At 69.3% G+C, this 21,439-nt stretch carries 22 protein-coding genes; 10 read left to right on the top strand and 12 right to left on the bottom strand.

Features of this window, described 5'->3' with window-relative positions; all coding sequences use genetic code 11:
• The first annotated feature begins 52 nt into the window (after window positions 1-52).
• Entirely contained in the window at window positions 53-1,336 is a 1,284-nt protein-coding gene (locus ACFWN2_RS29715) for a D-arabinono-1,4-lactone oxidase (RefSeq protein WP_382432935.1), read from the top strand.
• A 353-nt stretch (window positions 1,337-1,689) separates the two neighbouring features.
• Here the strand turns inward: ACFWN2_RS29715 and ACFWN2_RS29710 are convergent, their stop codons facing one another.
• Both ACFWN2_RS29710 and ACFWN2_RS29705 read right to left on the bottom strand, forming a co-directional pair.
• Complete coding sequence (locus ACFWN2_RS29710) at window positions 1,690-4,464, bottom strand: sacsin N-terminal ATP-binding-like domain-containing protein (RefSeq protein WP_382432933.1); 2,775 nt, start codon at window positions 4,462-4,464, stop codon at window positions 1,690-1,692.
• On the bottom strand, window positions 4,461-5,198 hold the full coding sequence (locus ACFWN2_RS29705; protein WP_382432931.1) for a DUF3027 domain-containing protein: 738 nt from the start codon (window positions 5,196-5,198) through the stop codon (window positions 4,461-4,463). The genes ACFWN2_RS29710 and ACFWN2_RS29705 overlap by 4 nt, the downstream gene beginning before the upstream one ends.
• 58 nt (window positions 5,199-5,256) lie before the next feature.
• Here ACFWN2_RS29705 and ACFWN2_RS29700 point away from each other — a divergent pair, with 58 nt between their 5' ends.
• The 3 genes from ACFWN2_RS29700 to ACFWN2_RS29690 are packed head-to-tail and all read left to right on the top strand — an operon-like array spanning window position 5,257 to window position 7,979.
• The gene (locus ACFWN2_RS29700) at window positions 5,257-6,009 is read left to right on the top strand and encodes a glutaminyl-peptide cyclotransferase (protein ID WP_382432929.1); all 753 of its coding nucleotides are present in this window, start codon (window positions 5,257-5,259) and stop codon (window positions 6,007-6,009) included.
• A 4-nt stretch (window positions 6,010-6,013) separates the two neighbouring features.
• A complete protein-coding gene (locus ACFWN2_RS29695) occupies window positions 6,014-7,513 on the top strand; it encodes an MFS transporter (RefSeq protein WP_382432927.1) in 1,500 nt (499 codons plus the stop codon).
• 31 nt (window positions 7,514-7,544) lie between these two features.
• Window positions 7,545-7,979: a DUF2771 family protein gene (locus ACFWN2_RS29690; RefSeq protein WP_382432925.1), complete on the top strand. Its 435-nt coding sequence runs from the start codon at window positions 7,545-7,547 to the stop codon at window positions 7,977-7,979.
• On the opposite strand, the gene ACFWN2_RS29685 is transcribed toward ACFWN2_RS29690, so the two are convergent.
• Window positions 7,976-8,560: an HD family hydrolase gene (locus ACFWN2_RS29685; protein WP_382432923.1), complete on the bottom strand. Its 585-nt coding sequence runs from the start codon at window positions 8,558-8,560 to the stop codon at window positions 7,976-7,978. The genes ACFWN2_RS29690 and ACFWN2_RS29685 overlap by 4 nt on opposite strands.
• A 13-nt stretch (window positions 8,561-8,573) precedes the next feature.
• Window positions 8,574-8,963: a cold-shock protein gene (locus tag ACFWN2_RS29680; protein ID WP_382432921.1), complete on the bottom strand. Its 390-nt coding sequence runs from the start codon at window positions 8,961-8,963 to the stop codon at window positions 8,574-8,576.
• Window positions 8,964-9,087: 124 nt separating this feature from the next.
• Here ACFWN2_RS29680 and ACFWN2_RS29675 point away from each other — a divergent pair, with 124 nt between their 5' ends.
• A complete protein-coding gene (locus ACFWN2_RS29675) occupies window positions 9,088-9,291 on the top strand; it encodes a hypothetical protein (RefSeq protein ID WP_382432919.1) in 204 nt (67 codons plus the stop codon).
• On the opposite strand, the gene ACFWN2_RS29670 is transcribed toward ACFWN2_RS29675, so the two are convergent.
• Window positions 9,263-9,880 (bottom strand): HAD family hydrolase, encoded by a 618-nt coding sequence (locus ACFWN2_RS29670; protein WP_382432917.1) that lies wholly within the window; start codon window positions 9,878-9,880, stop codon window positions 9,263-9,265. The genes ACFWN2_RS29675 and ACFWN2_RS29670 overlap by 29 nt on opposite strands.
• Window positions 9,881-9,932: 52 nt before the next feature.
• Between ACFWN2_RS29670 and ACFWN2_RS29665 the strand changes: the two genes are divergently transcribed.
• Together ACFWN2_RS29665 and ACFWN2_RS29660 are read left to right on the top strand one after the other, a co-directional pair.
• The gene (locus ACFWN2_RS29665) at window positions 9,933-10,475 is read left to right on the top strand and encodes a TetR/AcrR family transcriptional regulator (protein ID WP_382432915.1); all 543 of its coding nucleotides are present in this window, start codon (window positions 9,933-9,935) and stop codon (window positions 10,473-10,475) included.
• A gap of 55 nt (window positions 10,476-10,530) precedes the next feature.
• On the top strand, window positions 10,531-11,736 hold the full coding sequence (locus tag ACFWN2_RS29660) for an Nramp family divalent metal transporter (RefSeq protein ID WP_382432913.1): 1,206 nt from the start codon (window positions 10,531-10,533) through the stop codon (window positions 11,734-11,736).
• On the opposite strand, the gene ACFWN2_RS29655 is transcribed toward ACFWN2_RS29660, so the two are convergent.
• Complete coding sequence (locus ACFWN2_RS29655; RefSeq protein WP_382432911.1) at window positions 11,715-12,671, bottom strand: Gfo/Idh/MocA family protein; 957 nt, start codon at window positions 12,669-12,671, stop codon at window positions 11,715-11,717. The two genes, ACFWN2_RS29660 and ACFWN2_RS29655, sit on opposite strands and share 22 nt — an antisense overlap.
• A gap of 22 nt (window positions 12,672-12,693) precedes the next feature.
• Here ACFWN2_RS29655 and ACFWN2_RS29650 point away from each other — a divergent pair, with 22 nt between their 5' ends.
• Window positions 12,694-13,068 carry a YccF domain-containing protein gene (locus tag ACFWN2_RS29650; RefSeq protein WP_382432909.1) on the top strand — a complete coding sequence of 125 codons (375 nt, stop codon included), beginning with the start codon at window positions 12,694-12,696 and terminating at the stop codon, window positions 13,066-13,068.
• A gap of 57 nt (window positions 13,069-13,125) precedes the next feature.
• On the opposite strand, the gene ACFWN2_RS29645 is transcribed toward ACFWN2_RS29650, so the two are convergent.
• From ACFWN2_RS29645 to ACFWN2_RS29625, 5 genes are all read right to left on the bottom strand, one after another.
• Window positions 13,126-13,518: a VOC family protein gene (locus ACFWN2_RS29645; RefSeq protein ID WP_382432907.1), complete on the bottom strand. Its 393-nt coding sequence runs from the start codon at window positions 13,516-13,518 to the stop codon at window positions 13,126-13,128.
• 107 nt (window positions 13,519-13,625) lie between these two features.
• Window positions 13,626-15,221, bottom strand: a complete 1,596-nt coding sequence (locus tag ACFWN2_RS29640; RefSeq protein ID WP_382432905.1) for an AMP-binding protein — start codon at window positions 15,219-15,221, stop codon at window positions 13,626-13,628.
• Between the two features lie 14 nt (window positions 15,222-15,235).
• A complete protein-coding gene (locus ACFWN2_RS29635; RefSeq protein ID WP_382433306.1) occupies window positions 15,236-16,021 on the bottom strand; it encodes a metallophosphoesterase in 786 nt (261 codons plus the stop codon).
• Between the two features lie 53 nt (window positions 16,022-16,074).
• A complete protein-coding gene (locus ACFWN2_RS29630) occupies window positions 16,075-16,866 on the bottom strand; it encodes an HAD-IIA family hydrolase (RefSeq protein WP_382432903.1) in 792 nt (263 codons plus the stop codon).
• A 4-nt stretch (window positions 16,867-16,870) separates the two neighbouring features.
• Window positions 16,871-17,317: a MarR family winged helix-turn-helix transcriptional regulator gene (locus ACFWN2_RS29625; RefSeq protein ID WP_382432901.1), complete on the bottom strand. Its 447-nt coding sequence runs from the start codon at window positions 17,315-17,317 to the stop codon at window positions 16,871-16,873.
• Between the two features lie 115 nt (window positions 17,318-17,432).
• Between ACFWN2_RS29625 and moaA the strand changes: the two genes are divergently transcribed.
• Together moaA and ACFWN2_RS29615 are read left to right on the top strand one after the other, a co-directional pair.
• Complete coding sequence (moaA, locus tag ACFWN2_RS29620; protein WP_382432899.1) at window positions 17,433-18,491, top strand: GTP 3',8-cyclase MoaA; 1,059 nt, start codon at window positions 17,433-17,435, stop codon at window positions 18,489-18,491.
• Window positions 18,488-18,754, top strand: coding sequence for a MoaD/ThiS family protein (locus ACFWN2_RS29615; RefSeq protein WP_382432897.1), 267 nt, complete (start codon window positions 18,488-18,490; stop codon window positions 18,752-18,754). Before moaA ends, ACFWN2_RS29615 begins: the two co-directional genes overlap by 4 nt.
• Here ACFWN2_RS29615 and ACFWN2_RS29610 read toward each other — a convergent pair.
• On the bottom strand, window positions 18,718-21,183 hold the full coding sequence (locus ACFWN2_RS29610) for an ATP-binding protein (protein WP_382432895.1): 2,466 nt from the start codon (window positions 21,181-21,183) through the stop codon (window positions 18,718-18,720). The two genes, ACFWN2_RS29615 and ACFWN2_RS29610, sit on opposite strands and share 37 nt — an antisense overlap.
• Between the last annotated feature and the right edge of the window lie 256 nt (window positions 21,184-21,439).

The following is a 21,439-nucleotide window of genomic DNA, read 5'->3' as shown; positions in this document are numbered from 1 at the left end:
AAGAGCTTTCACTTACGTTACTCGCAGGTCACACTCTCTCGTGGAGGTTCGCGTGTGGACGAACTGGGCTAAAACCGCATCCTGCACCCCGGTGCGAGTGGTCCACCCGTCCAGCACGGACGAGATCGCCGCGGCCGTACTCTCCGCAGGCCGAGTCCGCGCCCGAGGCAGCGGCCACTCGTTCAACGACATCGCGGTAGCGCCAGAAACGGCGCTAGACCTGGACCGCTGGACGGGAATCGTACGAGCGGACACCGAAACCGGCCTCGTGACGGTCCGCTCGGGCACTCCCCTGTGGCAGTTCAACGCAGACCTCCACCGCCTCGGCCTCGCAATGCCGAACCTGGGCGACATCGACGCCCAGACAGTGGCCGGCGCGGTCTCCACCTCGACCCACGGCACAGGCGCCAAACTGGGAGTGCTCGCCACAGCGATCGAGTCACTGGAACTCGTCCTCGCCGACGGCTCCACCGTCACCTGCTCCCGAACAGAACGCCCAGACCTCTTCAACGCAGCAAGGGTGGGCCTAGGCGCACTAGGCATCATCAGCACCCTCACCCTCCGCTGCGTCCCGTCGTTCGTCCTGCAAGCGTCCGAATCCCCAGGCCGCCTCGACACCGTGCTGGAACAGTTCGACGACCTCTGCGCAGTGGAAGACCACGTCGAGTTCCACTGGTTCACGCACTCGGACCGCGTGATCCTCAAGCGCAACAACAGAATCACCGACGACGCCCGCCCGCTCTCGAAACTCCGCCAGACCTGGGAGTACGAGGTGATGGAGAACGCAGCGTTCGGCGTGGTCACCAAGGTGGCGAAGACCTTCCCCCGCTACACCAAGCGCCTCAACGAACTCTGCGGCTCCCTGATCTCAGAACGGTCCTATTCGGACTACTCGCACAACGTCTTCGTGACCCCACGCCGAGTCCGCTTCGTGGAGACGGAGTTCTCCATCCCCCGAGAAACGCTCCTCGACGTGATCCGCGAACTCCGAGCAGTAGCAACGAAGCTGGGCGAACGCGACCACCTGATCGTCCCGTGCGAAGTACGAGTGGCCCAGGCCGACGACATCTGGCTCTCCACAGCAAACGGCCGCGACACCGCATACATCTCAATGCACCAGGCACTGGGCATGCAGTACAAGACTTTCTTCGACGCGTACGCAAGCATCGCGGCGTCAGTGGGCGGCCGCCCCCACTGGGGCAAGATGCACGACCTCACGGCAACAGAGCTCCGCCCCCTGTACCCGCACTTCGACGACTTCCTGCGGGTACGGGACGAGGTGGACCCAGGCAGGACGTTCAGCAACGCCTACCTGGACCGCGTGCTAGGAGCCTGACAGCTGCGATGCCGAAGGCGAGCCGTCCTTACCAAGAGGAACCGGCGGTGGGGTCCCGTCACGAGTCGCGCCATAGCTCTTGCTGCAGTCAGGTAGGGGTGTCAACTCGACACGCTTTTCGTCGAGTTGACACCCCTACCTGACTGTGGCCCGCTCTTGGTGCGGCTCGTGATGGGACCCCACCGCCAACGCAACCCTCATACGAAACAGGCAGCCGCTCTACGCAACAGGCGTGCCATCAACCCGCAGGCAGCGCTACCCCCCATTTCAGATTGCCGGGGGTCTGGGGGCAGAGCCCCCAGGGGAAGCACGCAGCAGAAACAGGCCGCCCGCAACAAAACCACAAAACTAAGTCAGCCCAACAAAGTCGCAGCCCGAGGATCAGTGATCAGCGCAGCAAAGGCGTGCCGATCTCCCCACCGCCCACAAACCCAAGCCAAAGCCCGAGCCAACCCCTCAGGAGTGTCCGCAGCATGCGGCACCCCATCAGCCATCCACCACTCAACCCGGGACCCATCCACGACCAGGGCTTCATGCACAACAACAACCCCGTCAGGCAGCGAAACCTCAAGCAGCTCGCAAGCCATCCGAACGGCCCCAAGCTCCGACCAGGCAACAACCTCACCGACATGATCAGGCGACCCGTCGAACTCCTCAGAAGCCAAAGCCAGATCCAACAGATCGGCCAACTCCTCGGACCCGTCCGCGAGCAACACCCGAGCAGCCGGCACAACCCCCAGCAACCACGGATGGTCCAGCACAACAACGTCGTCAGCATCAACAACGTCCCCGGACAACACCCGAACCCGCGAGGGCGGCGCGAAATCCCCTTCAGGCAACGCCGCATAAGCCCGCAACACCACGGCGTCGGCGACGACCCGGTCCGCATCCCCCAACCGGTCCAGCACGAACTCGGCATCGTCGTCGTCCAGAACCTCCAACGACGACCGAACACCAGCGGCCCGCAACACGTGCTCCGGCAACTCGACATCCGGAACGACGTCGAACAGCCCGTCCAGCAACGAGGCGTCAGCGAGCCGGTAGGAACGCGGCGCAGCACCGCCAAGCGACGCATACCGGGCGATCCACCAACCCGTATACCCGTCGGATTCAGCCACCGCACGCCAAGTAACAGGATCCGAGGCCAGCAACCGCAACGCCGCAGGCCAGTCCGCCACAAGATCCAGGTCGCGAACGGCGACAACCCGGCGAGGCTCGTCCGGCACGGACGACCACCACGCGGACTCGTCGGCCAGATCGTGGTCCGGCCCGGAAGGCGAGTCGTCGACGACCACCGAGAACCCGTCCACAACTCCAACAGCGACCAGCGCGGAACGCGGGTACGACTCGGCGACTTCCTTGGACAGCAACGGAAGCGCGTCAGCCTCAAGCACGCCCACGAGCGGTGAGTCGGGCAGCAGCAGCTCGTCCGCGCGGTGCCACTCGCCGGAGCCGTCGGGCAGGGCCAGGGCTCCCAGCCACGGTTCCTCGCCGGCGCGAACGGAAGCGCGGTCGACGAGGCGCAGCACGGTCTCGACCAGGTCCAGCCCGTCGAGCCCGGCCTCGGCGTCCTCCAGCGACCGGGCCACGTTCTCGCGCAAAGACGGATCGGCGAGCAGCTCGGCCGCGCCGGCTTCGACGGCACCCAGCCGGACGAGCAGCGGGTGCACGGCGTCCGGGTGCACCACTCGCAGGCCGGGCAGCGGTTCGTCGGCGATCAGGGTCGTGCGCGGGCCGGTGACGACGCGGCCGTCGGCCAGCGGCACGGGGAGCGAAGCCAGTGCCTCGCGCACGTCCGGGTCGACCTCGGCCAACGGAGACAAGGCCGCGTAGACGTCGTGCCACCAGCCGGGATCGCCGGAGACCTCGGTCAACGCAGCGACCACCTCGGCGGTCGTGACGCGGGGAACTTCCAGTGCGGCCAGGGCTCGTGCGTGCACCGGAGCGGACAGTTCGGCGTCCAGCAGGCCGGGCAGGGCGTCCTCGACGAGGTCGACGAGCTCCTCGGAACCGACGTCGAGCACGCGGGCGCGCGCGGGAGCGATCCACTCGCCGGACGCCAGCGGCAGCCATTCCGCCGTGCGCAGCTCCCTGATCACCGCGGTCCGCAGGCGATCGTCCACTTCGGACAGCGGGAAGCCCGGCAACGGGACCAGCGCGGTCCGTTCGACGGCGGGGACCCGCGCCACGAGGGCCGGGTAGGCAGCGGCCGCGGCGTCCAGCACCGACCAGGCGGCTGGGCCGGGCAGGATCCGGCGGCGCGAGGGCTCCACGGGCAGGGTTGCGATCAGACGGGCGGGCAGCGACAGGCGCTCGTCGGTCGGGGTCGGCGCGTGCAGCACGTCCTCGCCCAGCTCGCCTTCCAGCGGGAACGCCCAGGACACCGTCCACTGAGGACGCTGCTCTACGCCGGCGACGAGCTCCGCGGGCAGTTCGCCGACGGTGCGCTCCACCAGCCAGCGCGACGAGCCGACGGTGACCACGCCATCTGAGGTGACGAAGCGCTCCCACGACTGGGAGCCGACCTCGACGCGGCGCAGACCGGGCAGCGCCAGCAGCAGGTCCGGCACCTCCGACGCCAGGTCGTCCAGGGACAGCTCGACCTTCAGCGGCAGCCGGACCTCGGTCGTGAACCCGTCCGGCACGGTCTCGGTCACCGGCCAGACCAGGCGCAGCACCGGCACGTCACCGCCGCGCTCGGACGCCAGCTCCGGCACCTCGGCACGGGTGCGAGAAGCGGAGAACTCCACGCCGCCGGAAGAAGACATCACGCGCGGTGCGTCCGACACGGCCAGCACGGCCGCGAAGCCGACGCCGAACTGCCCGACGCCGGACTCCTTCGAGGACGCACGGAGCGAGGCCAGGGCGGCGACACCGGCGGCGGTCAGCGGCGCGCCCGTGTTGGCCGCGCGCAGCTCGCCGTCCACGAGAGTGATCCGCAACACACCGGGCTCGGCACCGGCCGCGTCGGCGGCGTTCTGGGCGAGCTCGACGAGCAGGCGGTCGCGGTAACCACCGAGGCGGAGGTCCTCCTCGGCGTTCGCGTCCTCGCGGAAGCGGGTGGGCGAACCACGCCACGCCGAGAGGACCGAGGTGCGCAGGGCCTCGGTGCCGAACGGATCGGTCACTCCGAGACGTCCAGAACTTCCAGCTGCGCGTCGTCGTAGACCAGGTCGGCCACGGGCACCATCGGGCTGATGTCGACCTCGACCTGCGAGTGCGCGCCGCAGCCGTACTCGACGTGCACGACGTGGCCGTCCGCCGGGGCGATCTCGTTCGCGCAGACGCCGAACGCCGAGCCGAACGCGCCGGCCACGCGGGTGTAGAAACCGCAGGTGCCGCAGTGCGCGGGGGCGCTGCGGGCCATGTCGGAGCGCGGGCCGAAGTCGGAGGTCGCCCAGCGGTCCGCCGCGTCGAGGCGGCCCTCGCGGGACAGGACGCGGGTGCGGCCGAGGCCGATCTCCAGCGCCACCTCCTCGACCGCGGGGTCGTCGGACTGCACGTACGCCTCGACCAGGCGCGGGTCGTCCTCGCGGGGCGGCATCAGGTCGCCGACGCCCAGGTCACCGGCGCGGACGCGTTCGCTCCACGGCACCCACTCGGGGGCGACCAGGGCGTCCTGGCCCGGCAGCAGCACGACCTCGCTGACCGAGACCGGGGTGCCCTCGCCCGCGTGGGCGACCGTCACCGCCCAGGTCCAGCCGCGGTAGCCGGCGTGCTCGGCGTCGAACAGGTGCGTCACCGAGAACTCGTCCTCGGCGGACACCCCGACATGAGCGCCCACACGTTCCATACCGGCCTCTTCCTGCGCGGCTGCGCGGGCGAGGTCAACGGCGTCGAGGAGCATCTCAGTCGCGGTCACGACATGAATTGTGCCGCAGGACTTCGCGGGGACGAAAACTCGTGCCACCCTCCGTTGGGTGCGCTCACCCGTCTGGCTAGTTCTCGTCGCGGTCCTGGCCGCGTGTTCGACGCCTCAGGAAACAAAACCCCAGGTAGAAGTCCTGCAGAAGATTCCGCACGACACGTCGGCGTTCACCCAGGGGTTGGAACTGGTCGACGGCGTCCTCTACGAGGGCACCGGCCTGGAGGGCGAGTCGACGATGCGCGCGCTCGACCCGTCGACCGGGAACGTGCAGAAGAAGGTCGACCTGCCCCCTGACTTCTTCGGCGAGGGCATCACGGTCGTCGACGACACGATCTGGCAGATCACGTGGCAGAACGGCATCGCGATCGAGCGCGACCGCAAGACGCTGAACGAGCTCCGCCGCGTCTCCTACGAGGGCGAGGGCTGGGGCATCTGCGACGACGGCAAGCGCCTCGTGATGAGCGACGGCACCGCGAAGCTGACGTTCCGCGACCCGAAGACGTTCGCGGAGACCGGGAGCGTGCAGGTCACGCGGGACGGCAAGCCGCTGACCCAGCTCAACGAGCTGGAGTGCGTCGGCGACAAGGTCTGGTCGAACGTCTGGAAGACCGACGAGATCGTCCGCATCGACCCGTCCACGGGCCAGGTGACCGGCACCTACGACCTGTCCTCGCTCAAGCCGAGCGGCGACGTGGACGTCCTCAACGGCATCGCGCACGTCCCCGGCACCGACGAGTTCCTGGTCACAGGCAAGAACTGGCCCACCATCTTCCGGGTGAGGTTCAACGGGATGGGGCAGGATTGACGGTGTGACGGGCGACCGCGGGTGGAGTGACGACGAGACTCCGAAGCGCTACCCGTGGCAGGACGACGAGTACCGGCCGCGGGAGCGTCGCAGGACGCCGTCCGAGCACGGTTTCCAGCCGCCGCCCCGGCCGCAGAACACCCGTCCGCTGCCGAACCAGGACCAGCAGACGACCCCGACGCCCAAGCCGCCGCGCAAGCTCACGGTCACGCGCGTCGCGTGGTTCCGCAGCAAGCAGATCTCACAGCAGGCGGTCGCGGCGTTCCGGCGCGCGGCCAGGGCGGACGGCGCCGGGAAGTCCGGCATGACGTCGGTCACCTACGCGGTGATGATGAACTACGCCGCCGACGCCGCGATGGCCGTCGCGCTGGCGAACACCCTGTTCTTCTCCGCCGCGTCCGCGGAGTCCAAGACCAAGGTCGCGCTCTACCTGCTGATCACGGTCGCGCCGTTCGCGTTGATCGCGCCGGTGATCGGCCCGCTGCTCGACAAGATCCAGCGCGGCCGGCGGCTCGCCTTGGCGGCGTCGTGCGTGCTGCGGGTCGGCCTGTCGGTCGTGATGGCGCTGAACTTCGACAACTGGCTGCTGTACCCGGCGGCGCTCGGCAGCATGGTGCTGTCCAAGTCGTTCACCGTGCTCAAGTCCGCGATCACCCCACGCGTGCTGCCGCCGGACATCACGCTGTCCAAGACCAACGCCCGCATGACCATCTTCGGCCTCGCGGCGGGTGGCGTGTTCGGTGCGTTCGCAGCGGGCTTCGCGAACCTGTTCGGCTCGCCGGGCGCGCTGTGGTTCACCGCCGTCCTGTGCCTGGTGAACGCGTGGCTGTGCATGAAGATCCCGTCGTGGGTCGAGGTGACCGAGGGCGAGGTCCCCGCGACGCTGACGGCCAAGCCCGCCAAGCAACCTGTGTCGCGGCACGTCGTGGTCTCGCTGTGGGGCAACGGGTCCATCCGCGTGCTGACCGGTTTCCTTACGCTGTTCGCGGCGTTCGTGATCCGCGAGCAGACCGAGGGCGACGCGGTGCGGCAGCTGCTCCTGCTCGGCGTGATCGCCGGCGCCGCGGGCGTGGGCAGCTTCCTCGGCAACGCGATCGGCGCGCGCCAGCACTTCGGCAAGCCCGACGAGGTGATCATCGCCTGCGTCGCCACGGCACTGGTGGCCACGATCGTCGCCGCCGCGCTGCCGGGTCTCGTCACCGCCGCGATCGTCGGCCTGCTGGGCGCCACGGCGTCGTCGCTCGCGAAGATCAGCCTCGACGCGGTGATCCAGGACGACCTCCCGGAGGAGTCGCGCGCGTCGGCGTTCGGCCGCTCCGAGACGATCCTGCAGCTCGCGTGGGTCTTCGGTGGCGCGCTGGGGGTGCTGCTGCCCGCAACGTTCTGGGTCGGCTTCCTGGTGCTCGCCGTGCTGCTCGCGCTCGGTCTCACGCAGACGTGGATGTACCGCAACGGAACCTCGTTGCACAGGCTGGTCCGCAGGCCGGCTCCGGTGACCCCGTAGGCTGCTTGACGTGCGTCGACTTGCTTCTGTGATGGCTGCCAGCGTTCTCGTGCTGACGGGGTGCGCGATGCCCCGCCACTACCCCGAGGTCACGTTCCACGCGAACGGCAAGACGATCAGGGTCGAGCCGGCGGTCTACTGCGACCTCGGGGGCGACAACTGCGCGGAGCTGAACAAGCCCGCGACGCTGAAGGTCCCCGCGGGCAAGGTCGTGCAGATCTCGGTGGACGGCCAGCTCGCCGACGGCCTGTGGGAAGCCGTGTTCCTCTACAAGAAGGCGGACGGCGAGCAGACGACCACGGGCACCGGCCTGCTGGGCAAGGGAGAGAACTTCACCTACACCCTCTCCCTGCCCGACAAGGCCGACCAGCTCCAGGGCATCGAGATCCACGAGGCGGCCGCGGCGGTCCTGGAGACCGGTCAGCCGCTGCTGCGCGGCTACTGGGCCGTCGAGATCACGAACTAACGGCGCCCGAACGCCTCCCACCACTCCGTGGGAGCGATCCGCAGAGCGGAGTCCATCAGCGCCTTGCCGGTGTCGGTGACCACCGAGCCCTGCATGGTCTGGATGAACCGTTCCATCTTGGAGATCCCCGCGGCCTGGTACTCCCTGGCCTGCAACAACAACTCCAGCTTGTCCGCGTCACGCGAACAGCGCGCCTCTGGCGTGTGGTCGATGTCCTTGGCGGCCTCGTGCTCGGCCACCAACGCCTCGATGTGCGCGGCGAGCGGTGCGGGCAGGTGGCAGACCTGATCGCGCGCCACGGCTTCCGGCGGCACCTTCACGTCGAGGTAGAGCTTGCCGACGTACGGGATGTCGCCGATGCGCGTCTCCGGCACGTCGTGGAAGAGACCCAGGGTGGCCGCCCTGTCGGGGTTCGCGCCCTCCTGCACGGCGATCGCGAACGCCAGAACGCCCACCCGGAACGAGTGGGCGGCCACCGACTCGGGGTGCTGCACCCCGGCGAAGAGCCATCCCGCTCTGGGCAGGCGTTTGAGCTGGCCGACCTCGTAGACGAACTCGACGATGCGATCCGCGTCAGACATGACGCCGATCCTTTTACGGATCGAGGTCCCGCGCCACCACGCGGACGGCTTCGGCGACGAGCTTCATGGTCTTCTTGTCGGACGGGTAGCGGCCGCGGCGCAGGTCGGGCTGGACCTTGGTCTCCAGCAGCCTGATCACTTCCTCGATCAGTCCGTGCAGCTCCTCCGCGGGACGGCGGCGTGCTTCAGCGACGGACGGCGCGGGGTCGACCAGGCGCACGGACAGCGCCTGCGGTCCGCGGCGGCCTTCCGCCATGCCGAACTCGATGCGCTGGCCGGCTTTGAGGCCGTCGACGCCGGGAGGCAGGGCGGCCTTGCGGACGTAGACGTCCTCGCCACCGTCCTGGGTGACGAATCCGAAGCCCTTCTCCGTGTCGTACCACTTGACCTTGCCGGTCGGCACCGCGCTCACCATTCCCTTACTTCTGCACAACGAACGCGCCCGGGGCGTACCCAGGACGCGTCTCACCAGAGTAGCCAGAACACCAGGGCGAAGGCACCTCCGTTAGCGCGACTACCCTGCACGTATGACCGCTCCGAAGTTGATGCCGCTGGCCATCGGCCTGTTCGCCGTGGGCGTACTGGCGATCATCGTGGTCTTCGCGCTGTTCCTCACGGGCCACAGCGACCTGCCCGTGGCGCTGAACGTCGCGGCCACCTACCTGCCGGCGATCGGCCTGGGGCTCGGGATCATCGCGGTGATCAGGAAGTCACGGCAGAAGAGGTCCTGAGCCACTCAGGGAACTCGCGCAGGTCCTCCAGCACGACGGCCGCGCCCGCCCCGGTCAGCTCGGCACGCGAGCACGGCCCGGTGACGACCCCGACGCCCAGCGCTCCGGCCGCCTCGGCACCGCGCATGTCGCCGACGTGGTCGCCCACGTAGACGCTCGCACCGTGCAGCTTGAGCGACTCGGCCTTGCCCGTCGACCACAGCTCGCCGTAGAGGTGGTCGACCTCCCAGCCCATGGCCTCCAGGTGCAGCGCGGCGTTCTTGCGGTACTTGCCGGTCACGACCATGGTGCTGCCGCCCAGTTCCCGCACGCACTGCAACGCCGCCGCGGCACCGGGCAGCGCGACCGTCGCGGGGATCACGACGTCCGGGTAGAGCGCGCGGAAGAGCGTGACCATCTCGGGGATCTTCTCCTCGGGCACGCCCATCTCGCGGTAGACCATGTCGAGGGGCGGACCGAGGTTCGACGCGAAGTGCTCGCCGTCGAGCTGGTGGCCGGTGCGCACGCCGACCTCGTTCAGCACGGCGGCCATACCCGGTCGCGGGTCGATGAGGGTCATGTCGAGGTCGAAACCCACGGTGAACGGCACGGAACCCGACTCTACGTCTTTACAACAAGTGTAATTGTGTAAAGGTGAACGGGTGAGCGACATCACCGAGCTCTTACTGGACGCGGCCGCCGACCTCTTGGCGGCCCGGGGCTTCCACGGGCTGCGCATGATCGAGGTCGCCAGTCGCGCCGGGGTGAGCAGACAGACCGTCTACAACGAGTTCGGCAACAAGGAGGGACTCGTCCAGGCCGTCGCGGTCCACAAGACGGAGGAGTACCTGACCGGGATCGCGACCCGGCTCCAGGACGACCCCGACCCGTGGGAGGCGATGCGGTCGGCGTTCCGCTTCACCTTCGAGCAGACCGAGAAGGACCGGCTGGTCTCGGCCGTGCTGACCGGCCAGAACGCCGAGGACCTGCTGCCGTTCATCACGATCCGCGGCCATCCGATCCTGTTCCACGCCACCGAGGTCGTCGAACAGCACCTCAGCAGGCACTTCCCCGGCAGGCACGTGCGGTTCACGGCCGAGACGACCGTGCGGCTCGCGTTGAGCCACCTGCTGATGCCCAGCGGGGACCTGGACGGCGCGATGGACGCCGTCGTGCGGGTCGCCCGAGTGACGATGGACGCATGAGTTAGACCTCCCGGCCCCTTGTTGCCATAATCTGGCAACAAGGGGAGGTGTCCTGGTGGTCGCTGTGTCGGCGCGTCTGCGCGCGGGTGCGGCGTTGCTCGGTCCGGCGTTCGTCGCCGCGATCGCGTACGTCGATCCCGGCAACGTGGCCACCAACACCGCGGCGGGCGCGACGTACGGGTACCTGCTGGTGTGGGTGCTCGTCGTCGCGAACGTCATGGCGGGGCTCGTGCAGTACCTGTCGGCGAAGCTCGGCCTGGTGACGGGCAGGTCGTTGCCGGAGGCGGTGCGCGACCACCTGCCGCGGCCGGTGCGGCTCGCCTACTGGGGGCAGGCCGAGGTCGTGGCGATGGCGACCGACCTGGCCGAGGTGCTCGGCGGCGCGATCGCGCTGCACCTGCTCTTCGACCTGCCGCTGCTGCTCGGCGGCGTGATCACCGGTGTGGTGTCGACGATCCTGTTGCTGGTGCAGGACAAGCGCGGGCAGAAGCCGTTCGAGCGCGTGATCACCACCATGCTGGTCGTGATCGCGGTCGGGTTCATGGCGGGACTTTTCGTTGCGCCACCATCGGTTTCCGGCGCGGTCTCCGGTCTGGTGCCGCGGTTCGACGGCGCGGACAGCGTGTTGCTCGCGGCGGGCATGCTCGGCGCGACCGTGATGCCGCACGCGGTCTACCTGCACTCCGCGCTCGCCCGCGACCGGCACGGGCGCAACCCGTCGGTGCTCGGCGCGACGAAGGTCGACGTCGTGGTCGCGATGGTGCTCGCGGGCGCGGTCAACATGGCGATGCTGCTGCTCGCGGCGTCCGCCCTGCAGGGTCGCGAAGGCGTGGACACGCTGGAAGGCGCGCACGCGGCCGTCGGCTCGACGTTGGGCGGCGGGATCGCGCTGCTGTTCGCCCTGGGCCTGCTGGCATCGGGTTTCGCGTCCACGGCCGTCGGGTGTTACGCCGGCGCCGTGGTGATGGACGGCCTGTTGCGGGTGCGGATCCCGTTGCTCGTAAGGCGTTTGGTCACGCTGGTGCCCGCGCTCGCGATCCTGGCGCTAGGGGTCGACCCGACGTTCGCGCTGGTGCTGTCGCAGGTCGTGCTGTCGTTCGGCATCCCGTTCGCACTGGTGCCGCTGGTGTGGCTGACCGCGCGCCGGTCCGTGATGGGTTCGTACGCGAACCGGCGCGCCGTCACGTTCGCCGCCTGGGTGGTGGCGTTCGCGGTGGTGGTGCTGAACGTGGCGCTGATCTACTTGACGGTGTCCGCGTAGCTGACGCCGATCTGGCGCAACGCCTCTTCCAGCGTCCGCATGACCTCCAGGGTGTTCGCCCAGGTGACCTGCGGGCTCTCGGTGAGCCCCGCGGCGACGCACTCCTCGACCGCGCGGATCTGGTGCTGGTAGCCCTCGTCCTCGATCGCGTGCTCGATGCCGTTGATCACGACGGCCGTCGGGTTGAACATCGGGTCGACGACCTCGACGCGGCCCAGCGTGCCGACGATCTCCGCGCGCGCACCGAGGTTGGCGACGAGCGAGCAGCTGAGGAGGGCGTGCGCACCGTTGGCGTAGGCCAGGAAGATGCCCGCGTCAGCGTCCACTTCGGTCGGTGCGAGGCTGCCGTGCGCGTGGACGTGCGTGGGCACGCCCAGGATCTGGTGGGCGAACGCGACGGGGTAGACGCCGAGGTCGAGGGTCGCGCCGCCACCCGCTTCCTTGGCCCACAGGCGATCGCCGTCGCTGAAGGCGTGCCGGAAGCCGAAGTCGGCGCGGATCATCCGCACCTCGCCGATCTCGCCGCCGGCCACCGCCTCCTGCACCTTGCGGATCAGCGGGTTGAACCGCGTCCACATGGCCTCCATGAGGAACAGGTTCTTCGACCGCGCCCGTTCGACCATCTCCTCGGCCTGCGCGACCGTCAGCGCGATGGCCTTCTCGCACAGCACGTGCTTGCCGGCGTCGAGCGCGGCAAGCGTGACCTCGTGGTGCTGGCCGTGCGGCGTGGCCACGTAGACGACGTCGACGTCGGGATCGGCGAGCAGGTCGCGGTAGTCGCCGTACGCGCGCTCGATGCCGAACCTGTCGGCGAACGCCTGCGCCTTCGTGACGTCGCGGGAGGACACCGCGAGAACTGTGACGCCCTCGACTTTCAGCATGTCGGCGGTCACGGTCTGCGCGATTCCACCGGTTGCGATCACACCCCACTTCATGCGATCAGCTTAGATTGGAGGTATGCGCCTCATCCTGAACGTGATCTGGCTGGTGCTCGCCGGTTTCTGGATGGCCGTCGGCTACGCGGTCGCCGGCATCATCTGCTGCATCCTGATCATCACGATCCCGTGGGGCATCGCGTCGTTCCGGATCGCGAACTACGCGCTCTGGCCGTTCGGACGCGACGTCGTGGAGAAGCCGGGCGCGGGCACCGGCTCGCTGCTGGGCAACGTCATCTGGATCATCGTGGCCGGTCTGTGGCTCGCGATCGGCCACATCGTCACCGGCATCGCGCTCTGCATCACCGTCATCGGGATCCCGCTCGGCGTCGCGAACTTCAAGCTCGTCAAGGTCTCGCTGGTGCCGCTGGGCAAGGAGATCGTCGAGGTCCCGTGAGGGTCTCCCGCGCCCCGTCGGGGCGAGACGCGGGAGGTTTCCTCGGCAGCACGGCCTTCAGGCTTCGTCGCCCAGAAGCTCGTGCAGGCACAGGATGTTGCCCTCGGTGTCGGTGAACCACGCGGCGCGCTCGTCGCCCATGACCGCGATGTGGCCGGTGGTCTTGAAGTCGGGCAGGTCGTAGTCCTGGAAGAGCACGCCCCTGCTCTCCAGTTCGCGGATCTCGGCTTCCAGGTCGGGCACCTCGAAGCTGAGGGCCGTCTGCTTGCTCTGCGCACCCTTCTCCGCAGGCCTCAGTCCCAGCGCGTCGCCCTGGCCCAGGGCGAAGATCCGCGTGCCGTCCGGGGCAGTGCCGAGGGGCTTGAGGCCGAGCGCGTCCGCGTAGAAGCGGCCGGCGCGCTCGGGGTCTTCGACGGGGAGCATCGTCGTGGTCCTGGTGGCGGTGAGCATGCTCGCCTCCTTCGACGGGGACTGTTGATGCTGCGCCCGTCGCACTCCCGTTCACCAGGGTCTTTACGCCTCATCGTGCTGTAGCGCGGCGGACACGTTCCGTCCGGCTACGCGTGTTTCGCGCTGTCGTCCAGGTTCAGCAGTTCCACGGACTTGGCCCGCATCTCCACCTTGCGGATCTTGCCGGTGACCGTCATCGGGAACTCGTCCACCACGTGCACGTACCGCGGGATCTTGTAGTGGGCGAGCTTGCCGGTGCAGAACTCGCGGACGGCCTCGGCGGTCAGCCCGGAGACACCGTCGCGCAGGCGCACCCAGGCCATCAGCTCCTCGCCGTAGCGGGCGTCGGGCACGCCGATCACCTGGGCGTCGAGCACGTCCGGGTGGGTGTAGAGGAACTCCTCGATCTCGCGCGGGTACACGTTCTCGCCGCCGCGGATCACCATGTCCTTGATGCGGCCGGTGATGTTGACGTAGTCGTCGTCGTCCATCACCGCCAGGTCGCCGGTGTGCATCCAGCCGGCGCGGTCGACGGCCTCGGCGGTCTTCTCCGGCTCGTTCCAGTAGCCGAGCATGACGGAGTAGCCGCGCGTGCACAGCTCCCCCGGCTCGCCGCGCGGCACCGTGAGGCCGGTCTCCGGGTCGACGATCTTGACTTCGAGGTGCGGGCCGACTCGGCCGACCGTCCCGACGCGACGGTCGAGGGAGTCGTCCACGCGCGTTTGCGTTGACACAGGTGAGGTCTCGGTCATGCCGTAGCAGATCGACACCTCGCTCATGCCCATGCGTTCGACGACCTGCTTCATCACCTCGACCGGGCACGGCGAGCCCGCCATGATGCCGGTGCGCAACGACGACAGGTCGTAGCCGTCGACCAGGTCCAGCATCGCGATGAACATCGTCGGCACGCCGTAGAGCGAGGTGCAGCGCTCCTCCTGAACGGCCGCAAGGGTTTTCGCCGGGTCGAACGTCGGCGCCGGGATCACGACGCACGCGCCGTGGCTGGTGGCGGCGAGGTTGCCCATGACCATGCCGAAGCAGTGGTAGAACGGCGGCACGACGCAGACGCGGTCGTGCTCGGTGTAGTTGATCAGCTCGCCGACGAAGTACCCGTTGTTGAGGATGTTGTGGTGCGAGAGCGTCGCGCCCTTGGGGAAGCCCGTGGTGCCGGACGTGTACTGGATGTTGATCGGGTCGTCGCGGTCCAGCTCGACGACGGGCAGCTCACCCGGAGTCCACTGCGGATCGTCGGTGAAGACGACGTTCTTCAGCTCAGGACAGCGCGGTCGGACCTCCTCGATCATGGCCGCGTAGTCCGACGTCTTGAACGACCGCGCGGACACCAGCGTGTGGATGCCGGCCTGGTTGAGCACGTACTCCAGCTCGTGCACGCGGTACGCCGGGTTGACGTTGACCAGGATCGCGCCGATCCGGGCCGTCGCGTACTGCACGAACACCCACTCGGCGCAGTTCGGCGCCCAGATCCCGACGCGGTCGCCCTTGCGCACCCCGAGCGCGTGCAGCCCGGCGGCGGCCCTGTCGACCTCCTGCGAGAGCTCCGCGTACGTCCACCGTCGATCTGTGGCTTTGTCGACAAGTGCCTCGCGGTCGCCGAACCGCGCGACCGTGGCCGCGAGGTTCGCGTGGATCGTGTCGCCCAGCAGCGGGGCGGCGGACGTGCCCGAGGAGTAGCTGGAGGTCATCCCCCAGACGGTAGTCAGGCTTCGGCGTATGGCAAGGGCACGACCAGGCACGGACCGCCGCTGTAGAGGCCCGCGTCGATCGCCAGCACCTTGTCGTCGGCGTACACGAGAGGCCCGTCGATCTGGTCCGGCGGCACCCCGAGCTGGTCGGCGATGACGCTGTGCCCGTGCACGATCCGGCCGCCCCCGAGGGTCGCGAGCAGCTCGTCCGCGATCTCCGGTCCCTGCGGACCCCGGAACGCGTACCGGGTCGTCATCTTCCGCCAGCACTCCCACCAGTCGACGAGGTCGTCGCCCTTGAGCACCTGCCGGACGGACTCGTTGACCTCTTCGATCGAGGCCCCCCATTCGAGGTAGGCCACCGTGTCGGAGTGCATCAGCAGGTGGTCGTCGCGCAGCTTCAGCACGGGCCGGCTGGTGAGCCACTCGACGTGGGCCTCGGTCAGCCGGTCCTGGTCGCTGCGCAGGCCGCCGTTGAGCAGCCAGCTGCGCGCGAACGACCGCGGCCCGAGGCTGTCCGGCACCTGCTCGTCGCCGAACCGGTACATGCCGAGCAGCAGCACCTCGTGGTTGCCGATCAGCGAGTTGACCGAGCCACCGGCCTCCGCGGCCTCGTCACCGAGGCGCATCACCAGGTCGATCACGCCCACGCCGTCGGGCCCGCGGTCCACGAAGTCGCCGAGGAACCACAGTTCGGCCTCTCCGCCGATCCAGTGCCCTTCCTCGTCGCACAGTTCGGCGACGTGCAGGGCTCTGATCAGTTCCGAGAGGTGCCCGTGCACGTCACCCACGACGTACATCGGGCGTCGATCCGTGTCCACCTCCGCGACGATAGGTGATGAAACGTCGCGCGTCAGTGGTTCGTCCACTCGCCGAAAGGTTCCTGGGAATGACCGACGAGCTCGGCGATCGACTTCAGCACGCGCGTCGGCCGGTACGGGTACATCTCGGCGGACTCCGCGCTGAAGACCCCGGACAGCACGAGGATGGTCGACAGGCCCGCTTCCAGGCCCGATCGCACGTCGGTGTCCATGCGGTCGCCGATCATCAGCGCCTGCTCGGAGTGCGAGCCGAGGGCGCGCAGGGCCGAGCGCATCATCAACGGGTTCGGCTTGCCGACGTAATAGGGCTCACGGCCGGTCGCGCGCTCGATCAGCGCCGCGACGGCACCGGTCGCGGGCAGCGAGCCCTCCCTCGACGGCCCGGTGGCGTCGGGGTTGGTCGCGATGAACTTCGCGCCCTCCTCGACCAGCCGGATGGCCTTGGTGATCGCGGTGAAGCTGTAGGTGCGGGTCTCGCCGAGCACCACGTAGTCCGGGTCGCGGTCGGTCAGCACGTAGCCGATCTCGTGCAGCGCGGTGGTGAGGCCGGCCTCGCCGATCACGAACGCCGAGCCGTTCGGGCGCTGCGAGTCGAGGAACCGGGCCGTGGCCAGCGCGGACGTCCAGATGGACGACTCGGGGATGTCCAGGCCGGTGCGCTGCAGGCGTGCCCGCAGGTCCCGTGGCGTGTAGATGGAGTTGTTCGTGAGCACGAGGAACGGCGTCTCGGACGCGCGCAGCTCCGCGACGAACTCGTCCGCTCCCGGGATCAGGTGCTCCTCGTGCACGAGGACGCCGTCCATGTCCATCAAGTAGTGCCACATGGGTCTAAGTATCGATCACGCGCTTGCGAAACGTACCGATCTGGAGCTTGAGATAACGCTCGATCACGTCGAGCTCGGCGGCGTCGAAGTGCCCGAGGACCTCGACGAGGCTGTCGCGGGCCTTCTCGAACGGCGCGCCGAACTTGTCGACGTCCCCCACCGTGACCTCGACCAGGACCTTGCGGCGGTCGTGCGGGTCACGGACACGGCGGACATATCCGGCGCGTTCGAGGCGGTCGATGACGCCCGTGACGGCACCGGTGGAGAGGCCGGAGAGCTCGGCGATCCGGCCGGCGGTGAGCGGTCCGTCCGCCCGCATGGCGAGATCGAGGCACTTCTCGTCGGTCGCGGACAGGCCCATCTGCTCGGCGACCCGCGCGTGGAACATGACGGTCAGAGCGCTCTGCTCCCGCATGTACCAGGTGAACCTCTCCAGCACTTCTGGTTCCATGTCGAACATCTTAGCCAGTAAGACAATTCCTTGTGAGAGTGCTCCAAACGGGCGGAACGTGAGATTCCTCGTTTGTGGAGTCATCTACAACGGGTTGTTCATTAAGCTAAATAAGGTGACAGCAGTGGAGTTGGGACTACCCGTCGTGCGCGGCACGCCTGACGCGTCCGCACGACCGGACTCGCCTCTGCTCGTCGACAGGTTCGGACGGGTGGCGAAGGACCTGCGGGTCTCGCTGACGGACCGCTGCAACCTGCGCTGCACCTACTGCATGCCCGCCGAGGGCCTCGACTGGTTGCAGAAGGACGAGCTCCTCACCGACGCCGAGCTGATCAGGCTCATGCGCATCGCCGTGGTCGACCTGGGCGTCACGGACATCAGGTTCACCGGCGGCGAGCCGTTGCTGCGCCGCGGCCTGGAGCAGGTCATCGCGGCGACGGCCGAGCTCGAACCGCGTCCGCGCATGTCGATGACGTCGAACGGCATCGGACTCAAGCGGCGCGCGCGGTCGCTGAAGGACGCCGGCCTGAACCGGATCAACGTCTCGCTCGACACCCTCGACCCCGACCGGTTCGCCACGCTGACCAGGCGCGACCGCATCACGGACGTGCTGGACGGCCTCGACGCCGCCCGCGAGGCCGGGCTGGAGCCGGTGAAGGTCAACTCGGTGCTGATGCGCGGCATGAACGAGGACGAGGCCGTCCCGCTGCTGCGGTTCTGCGTCGAGAACGGCTACCAGCTGCGGTTCATCGAGCAGATGCCGCTGGACGCGCAGCACGGCTGGACGCGCGAGAACATGGTCACGGCCGATGAGATCCTCACGATGCTCTCGTCGGCGTTCACGCTGACCCCGTCGGAGGCCCCTCGCGGCGGCGCTCCGGCCGAGCGCTGGCTGGTCGACGGCGGTCCCGCGGTCGTCGGGGTGATCGCGTCGGTGACCAGGCCGTTCTGCGCCGCCTGCGACCGCACCCGGCTCACGTCGGACGGCCAGATCCGCAACTGCCTGTTCAGCAATGGCGAGACGGACCTGCGCGCGCTGCTGCGCGACGGTTCCCCCGACGCCGCGATCGCCGACGCCTGGCGTGCCACGATGTGGGCCAAGGCGGCCGGTCACGGCATCAACGACGCGGGCTTCTCGCAGCCCGACCGCCCCATGAGCGCCATCGGAGGATGACAGTGAGCACCGCCGTCAACATCCGCTACTTCGCGGGTGCGCGGGCCGCGGCCGGGGTGGCCGACGAGGACCTGCTGCTCGACTCGTCCGAACCGACCGTGGCGCTCGTGGTGAGCACCATCGGCGCACGGCACGGCGACAAGCTCGGCAAGGTCCTCGCCGCGTCGAGCTTCCTGCTGGACGGCGTCGCGGTGCGCGACACCTCGACGCGCGTGCCCGCCGGTTCTCAGCTCGACGTGCTGCCGCCGTTCGCGGGCGGCTGAGCGAGGCCGAGCCGGGCGACCGTCGCCCCCACTCCCCGGCGGCCGGTCGCGAGCGCCAGTTCCACCGCCCGCAGCCGCTGGCGTTCGGCCTCCTCGCGGTCTCCCAGCGCCTGGTAGGTCAGTGCGAGCTCCCCCGCGACCTGCACCTGGCGGACGCGCAGCTGCCCCCGCTCGGCGCGTTCGTCGGCCTCGGTGGCGCACCGCAGTGACAGGGCCAGGTCGCCCAGCGCCCGGTGGTCGGCTGCCAGGCACGTGAGCGACTGGACCTCGCCCCTCGCGAAGGCCGACTTCCTGCTGATCGCCAGGGCCTGGTCGTGCTGCTCGACCGCCTCCTCCGCACGGCCCTGCTGCTCCAGGACCATGCCGAGCGTGATGCGTCCGTCCACCTCGACCATGTCGTCCGCGCACTCGACGGCCAGCTCGACCGTCCTGCGTGCCAGGGCCTCGGCCTCGTCGAGGCGGCCCTGTTCGAGGCGGAGGAACGCCTGCGTCTCGGTGCCCCTGGCGAAGAACACCGGGCCGAGCTCGGCGGTCGCCGTCGCCGCCACCCTGTCCTGGTACTCGGCGACGAGGTCGAACCGGCCCGTGAACAGGTGCGTGACGGCGAGGCCCCGCAGGCAGAACACGATGCCCGCGGTCAGCCCCAGCTCCGTCGACACCCGCAGCGCCTCCTCCGCGTAGTGCACGGCGAGGTCCAGCGGCCCCAGGTCCAGCAGGACGCAGCTGAGGTTGTACAGCGCGTTCGGGCTCGGCTCGATGGCGAGCGACGCGCGCATCGCCTCCGCCGCCTCGGCCAGGTCGCCCAGCTCCCAGTGGATGATCCCGAGGTTGCCGAGGAACGACTTGAGCGCCTCGGGGTCGTCCCGCTGCCTGGTGAGCTCCACGGCCCGCCGGTACTCGGGCAGGGCCTCGGCGAACTGGCCGGATCGCCAGTGCGCGAGACCGAGGGAGCCGCTCATGGCCGCTTCCGCGCCGACGTCTCCGAGGGCTCTGGCGGCCGCCAGCCCGGCGCGGACGGTCGTGAACCAGTCGATCACGTTGCCGGTGTGGTGCAGGAAGCAGGCGCGCATGGCGTCGGTGAGCTGCCAGGCGATCGGACGGGCGCCCGCCGAGAGCACGGCCGCGACGACGTTGGCCCGTTCCGCCTCGAACCACGCGAGGGCGCCCGGCATGTCGCTCAGGTCGTGGGCGGGGAGGTCGGCCGGCAGTGCGGGCACCGGCAGGCGGTGCAGCTCCGGGTTCAGGCTGCGGGCGGCCGCGTCGGCGTTGAGGAGGTAGTACTCGTCCAGCCTCGCCGTCACGGGAGCGCCGAGGCCCTGGGCGTACTCCCTGAGCAGGTCGTGGAGGCTGTGGCGGGTGCCGGCGCGGTGCACGAGGCTCGCGGCGACCAGCTGGTCGAGCGGTCCGTGCGCGTCCTCGCCGAGCAGAGCGGAGGCCGCCTCGACGCCGAAGTCCGGTCCGGGGACCTGGCCGAGCAGTCCGAACAGCTCGCGGGCGCGCTCGGGCAGCGTCCGGTGGGAGAGCTCGAAGGTCGCCCGGACCGCCGCGTCGCCCTCGATCTCCAGCGCGTCGAGCCTGCCTCCGCCCCGCAGCTCGGCGAGGTAGTCGGGCAGGTAACGGTCGGCGAGGTGCGCGGCCGCGATGCGCAACGCCAGCGGCAGGTGCGCGCAGAGCCCGATCAGGTCGGCGCGCTCGTGCGGTGAGCCGGCGACTCCGAGCCGGTCGAGCAGCCGCGCGGCCTCCCCACCGGTCAGGACGTCGAGCCTCACCTCGTCGGCCCGCAACGCGTTTCGGCTGGTCACGATGGCCGTGCAGCCCTCGACGTCCGGCACGAGCGGTCCCGGTTCGACGGCGTTGTCGAGCAGCACCAGCACACGCCGTCCGCGCAACGTCTCGCGGTAGAGCGCGACCTGCTCGCCGAGGTCGAGCGGAACGTTCTCCGGAGCCACGCCGAGCGCGCGCAGGAACCGGCCGAGGACCTGCTCGGGCGTGACGGGCGGCCCCGTGGCGAACCCGCGCAGGTTGACGTGCAGCTGCCCGTCGGGGAACCGGTCGCGGATCCGGTGGGCGAGCCGCACCGCGAGCGCGGTCTTGCCGACGCCGGGAGGCCCGGTGATAGCGAGGACGCGGGCGTCCGACCCGGCCAGCGCGGCCAGTTCCCGCTCCCGTCCGACGAAGTCAGGCAGGTCGGCGGGCAGCTGCGCCGGACCGGGCCTGCGCACGACGAGCCGGTAGCCGGAGGCGTCCGTGACGATCTCGTCCCCGACCGACTGCCGCAGCCGCCGCACGAGGTTGCGCAGCGCGGGCAGCGGTCTCACCGGCGGCTCGTCACCCCAGACCTCGCGGACGAGATCACCGAACAACACGGGCTCGCCCGCTCGGGCGAGCAGCGCGCGGTGCAGTGCGGCCTGCCGGGACTCCCTGCTCATCCGGCCATCATCAACCAGCCCGCGCCGGCGGTCAGATCGCGGCCCGCGAGGCGTCGCTCGACCGTGAGCGAGGCGTCCCCGATGGCCCAACACGCGTGAGCCACGCCTCACTTTCCGTGATAGATCTCGGCCGATCTCAGATTGGAAACGGACCGATAACGAAGCCTTTGAGCTGCCGTTTTGTAGCCCCAGCACAACTTTCCGAACTGTTACTGTGGCACGCATCACAGCTCGAAACATTTGGATTCGGCCTCGG

Origin of the sequence: Lentzea sp. NPDC058436 (assembly GCF_042721515.1) — a bacterium.
Taxonomy (GTDB): domain Bacteria; phylum Actinomycetota; class Actinomycetes; order Mycobacteriales; family Pseudonocardiaceae; genus Lentzea.
Note: the sequence above shows the minus strand (reverse complement) of the source record. Positions and strands in the feature narration are given on the sequence as shown.

Excerpts from the sequence above, each read along its gene's own strand:
- ACFWN2_RS29675 (WP_382432919.1), top strand. The coding sequence starts at position 9,088 with ATGACCGCTCCGAAGTTGATGCCGCTGGCCATCGGCCTGTTCGCCGTG.
- ACFWN2_RS29645 (WP_382432907.1), bottom strand. The coding sequence starts at position 13,518 with ATGCTCACCGCCACCAGGACCACGACGATGCTCCCCGTCGAAGACCCC.
- ACFWN2_RS29630 (WP_382432903.1), bottom strand. The coding sequence starts at position 16,866 with ATGTGGCACTACTTGATGGACATGGACGGCGTCCTCGTGCACGAGGAG.
- ACFWN2_RS29635 (WP_382433306.1), bottom strand. The coding sequence starts at position 16,021 with ATGTACGTCGTGGGTGACGTGCACGGGCACCTCTCGGAACTGATCAGA.
- ACFWN2_RS29640 (WP_382432905.1), bottom strand. The coding sequence starts at position 15,221 with ATGACCTCCAGCTACTCCTCGGGCACGTCCGCCGCCCCGCTGCTGGGC.
- ACFWN2_RS29650 (WP_382432909.1), top strand. The coding sequence starts at position 12,694 with ATGCGCCTCATCCTGAACGTGATCTGGCTGGTGCTCGCCGGTTTCTGG.
- ACFWN2_RS29610 (WP_382432895.1), bottom strand. The coding sequence starts at position 21,183 with ATGAGCAGGGAGTCCCGGCAGGCCGCACTGCACCGCGCGCTGCTCGCC.
- ACFWN2_RS29690 (WP_382432925.1), top strand. The coding sequence starts at position 7,545 with ATGGCTGCCAGCGTTCTCGTGCTGACGGGGTGCGCGATGCCCCGCCAC.
- ACFWN2_RS29615 (WP_382432897.1), top strand. The coding sequence starts at position 18,488 with ATGACAGTGAGCACCGCCGTCAACATCCGCTACTTCGCGGGTGCGCGG.
- ACFWN2_RS29685 (WP_382432923.1), bottom strand. The coding sequence starts at position 8,560 with ATGTCTGACGCGGATCGCATCGTCGAGTTCGTCTACGAGGTCGGCCAG.
- ACFWN2_RS29655 (WP_382432911.1), bottom strand. The coding sequence starts at position 12,671 with ATGAAGTGGGGTGTGATCGCAACCGGTGGAATCGCGCAGACCGTGACC.
- ACFWN2_RS29625 (WP_382432901.1), bottom strand. The coding sequence starts at position 17,317 with ATGGAACCAGAAGTGCTGGAGAGGTTCACCTGGTACATGCGGGAGCAG.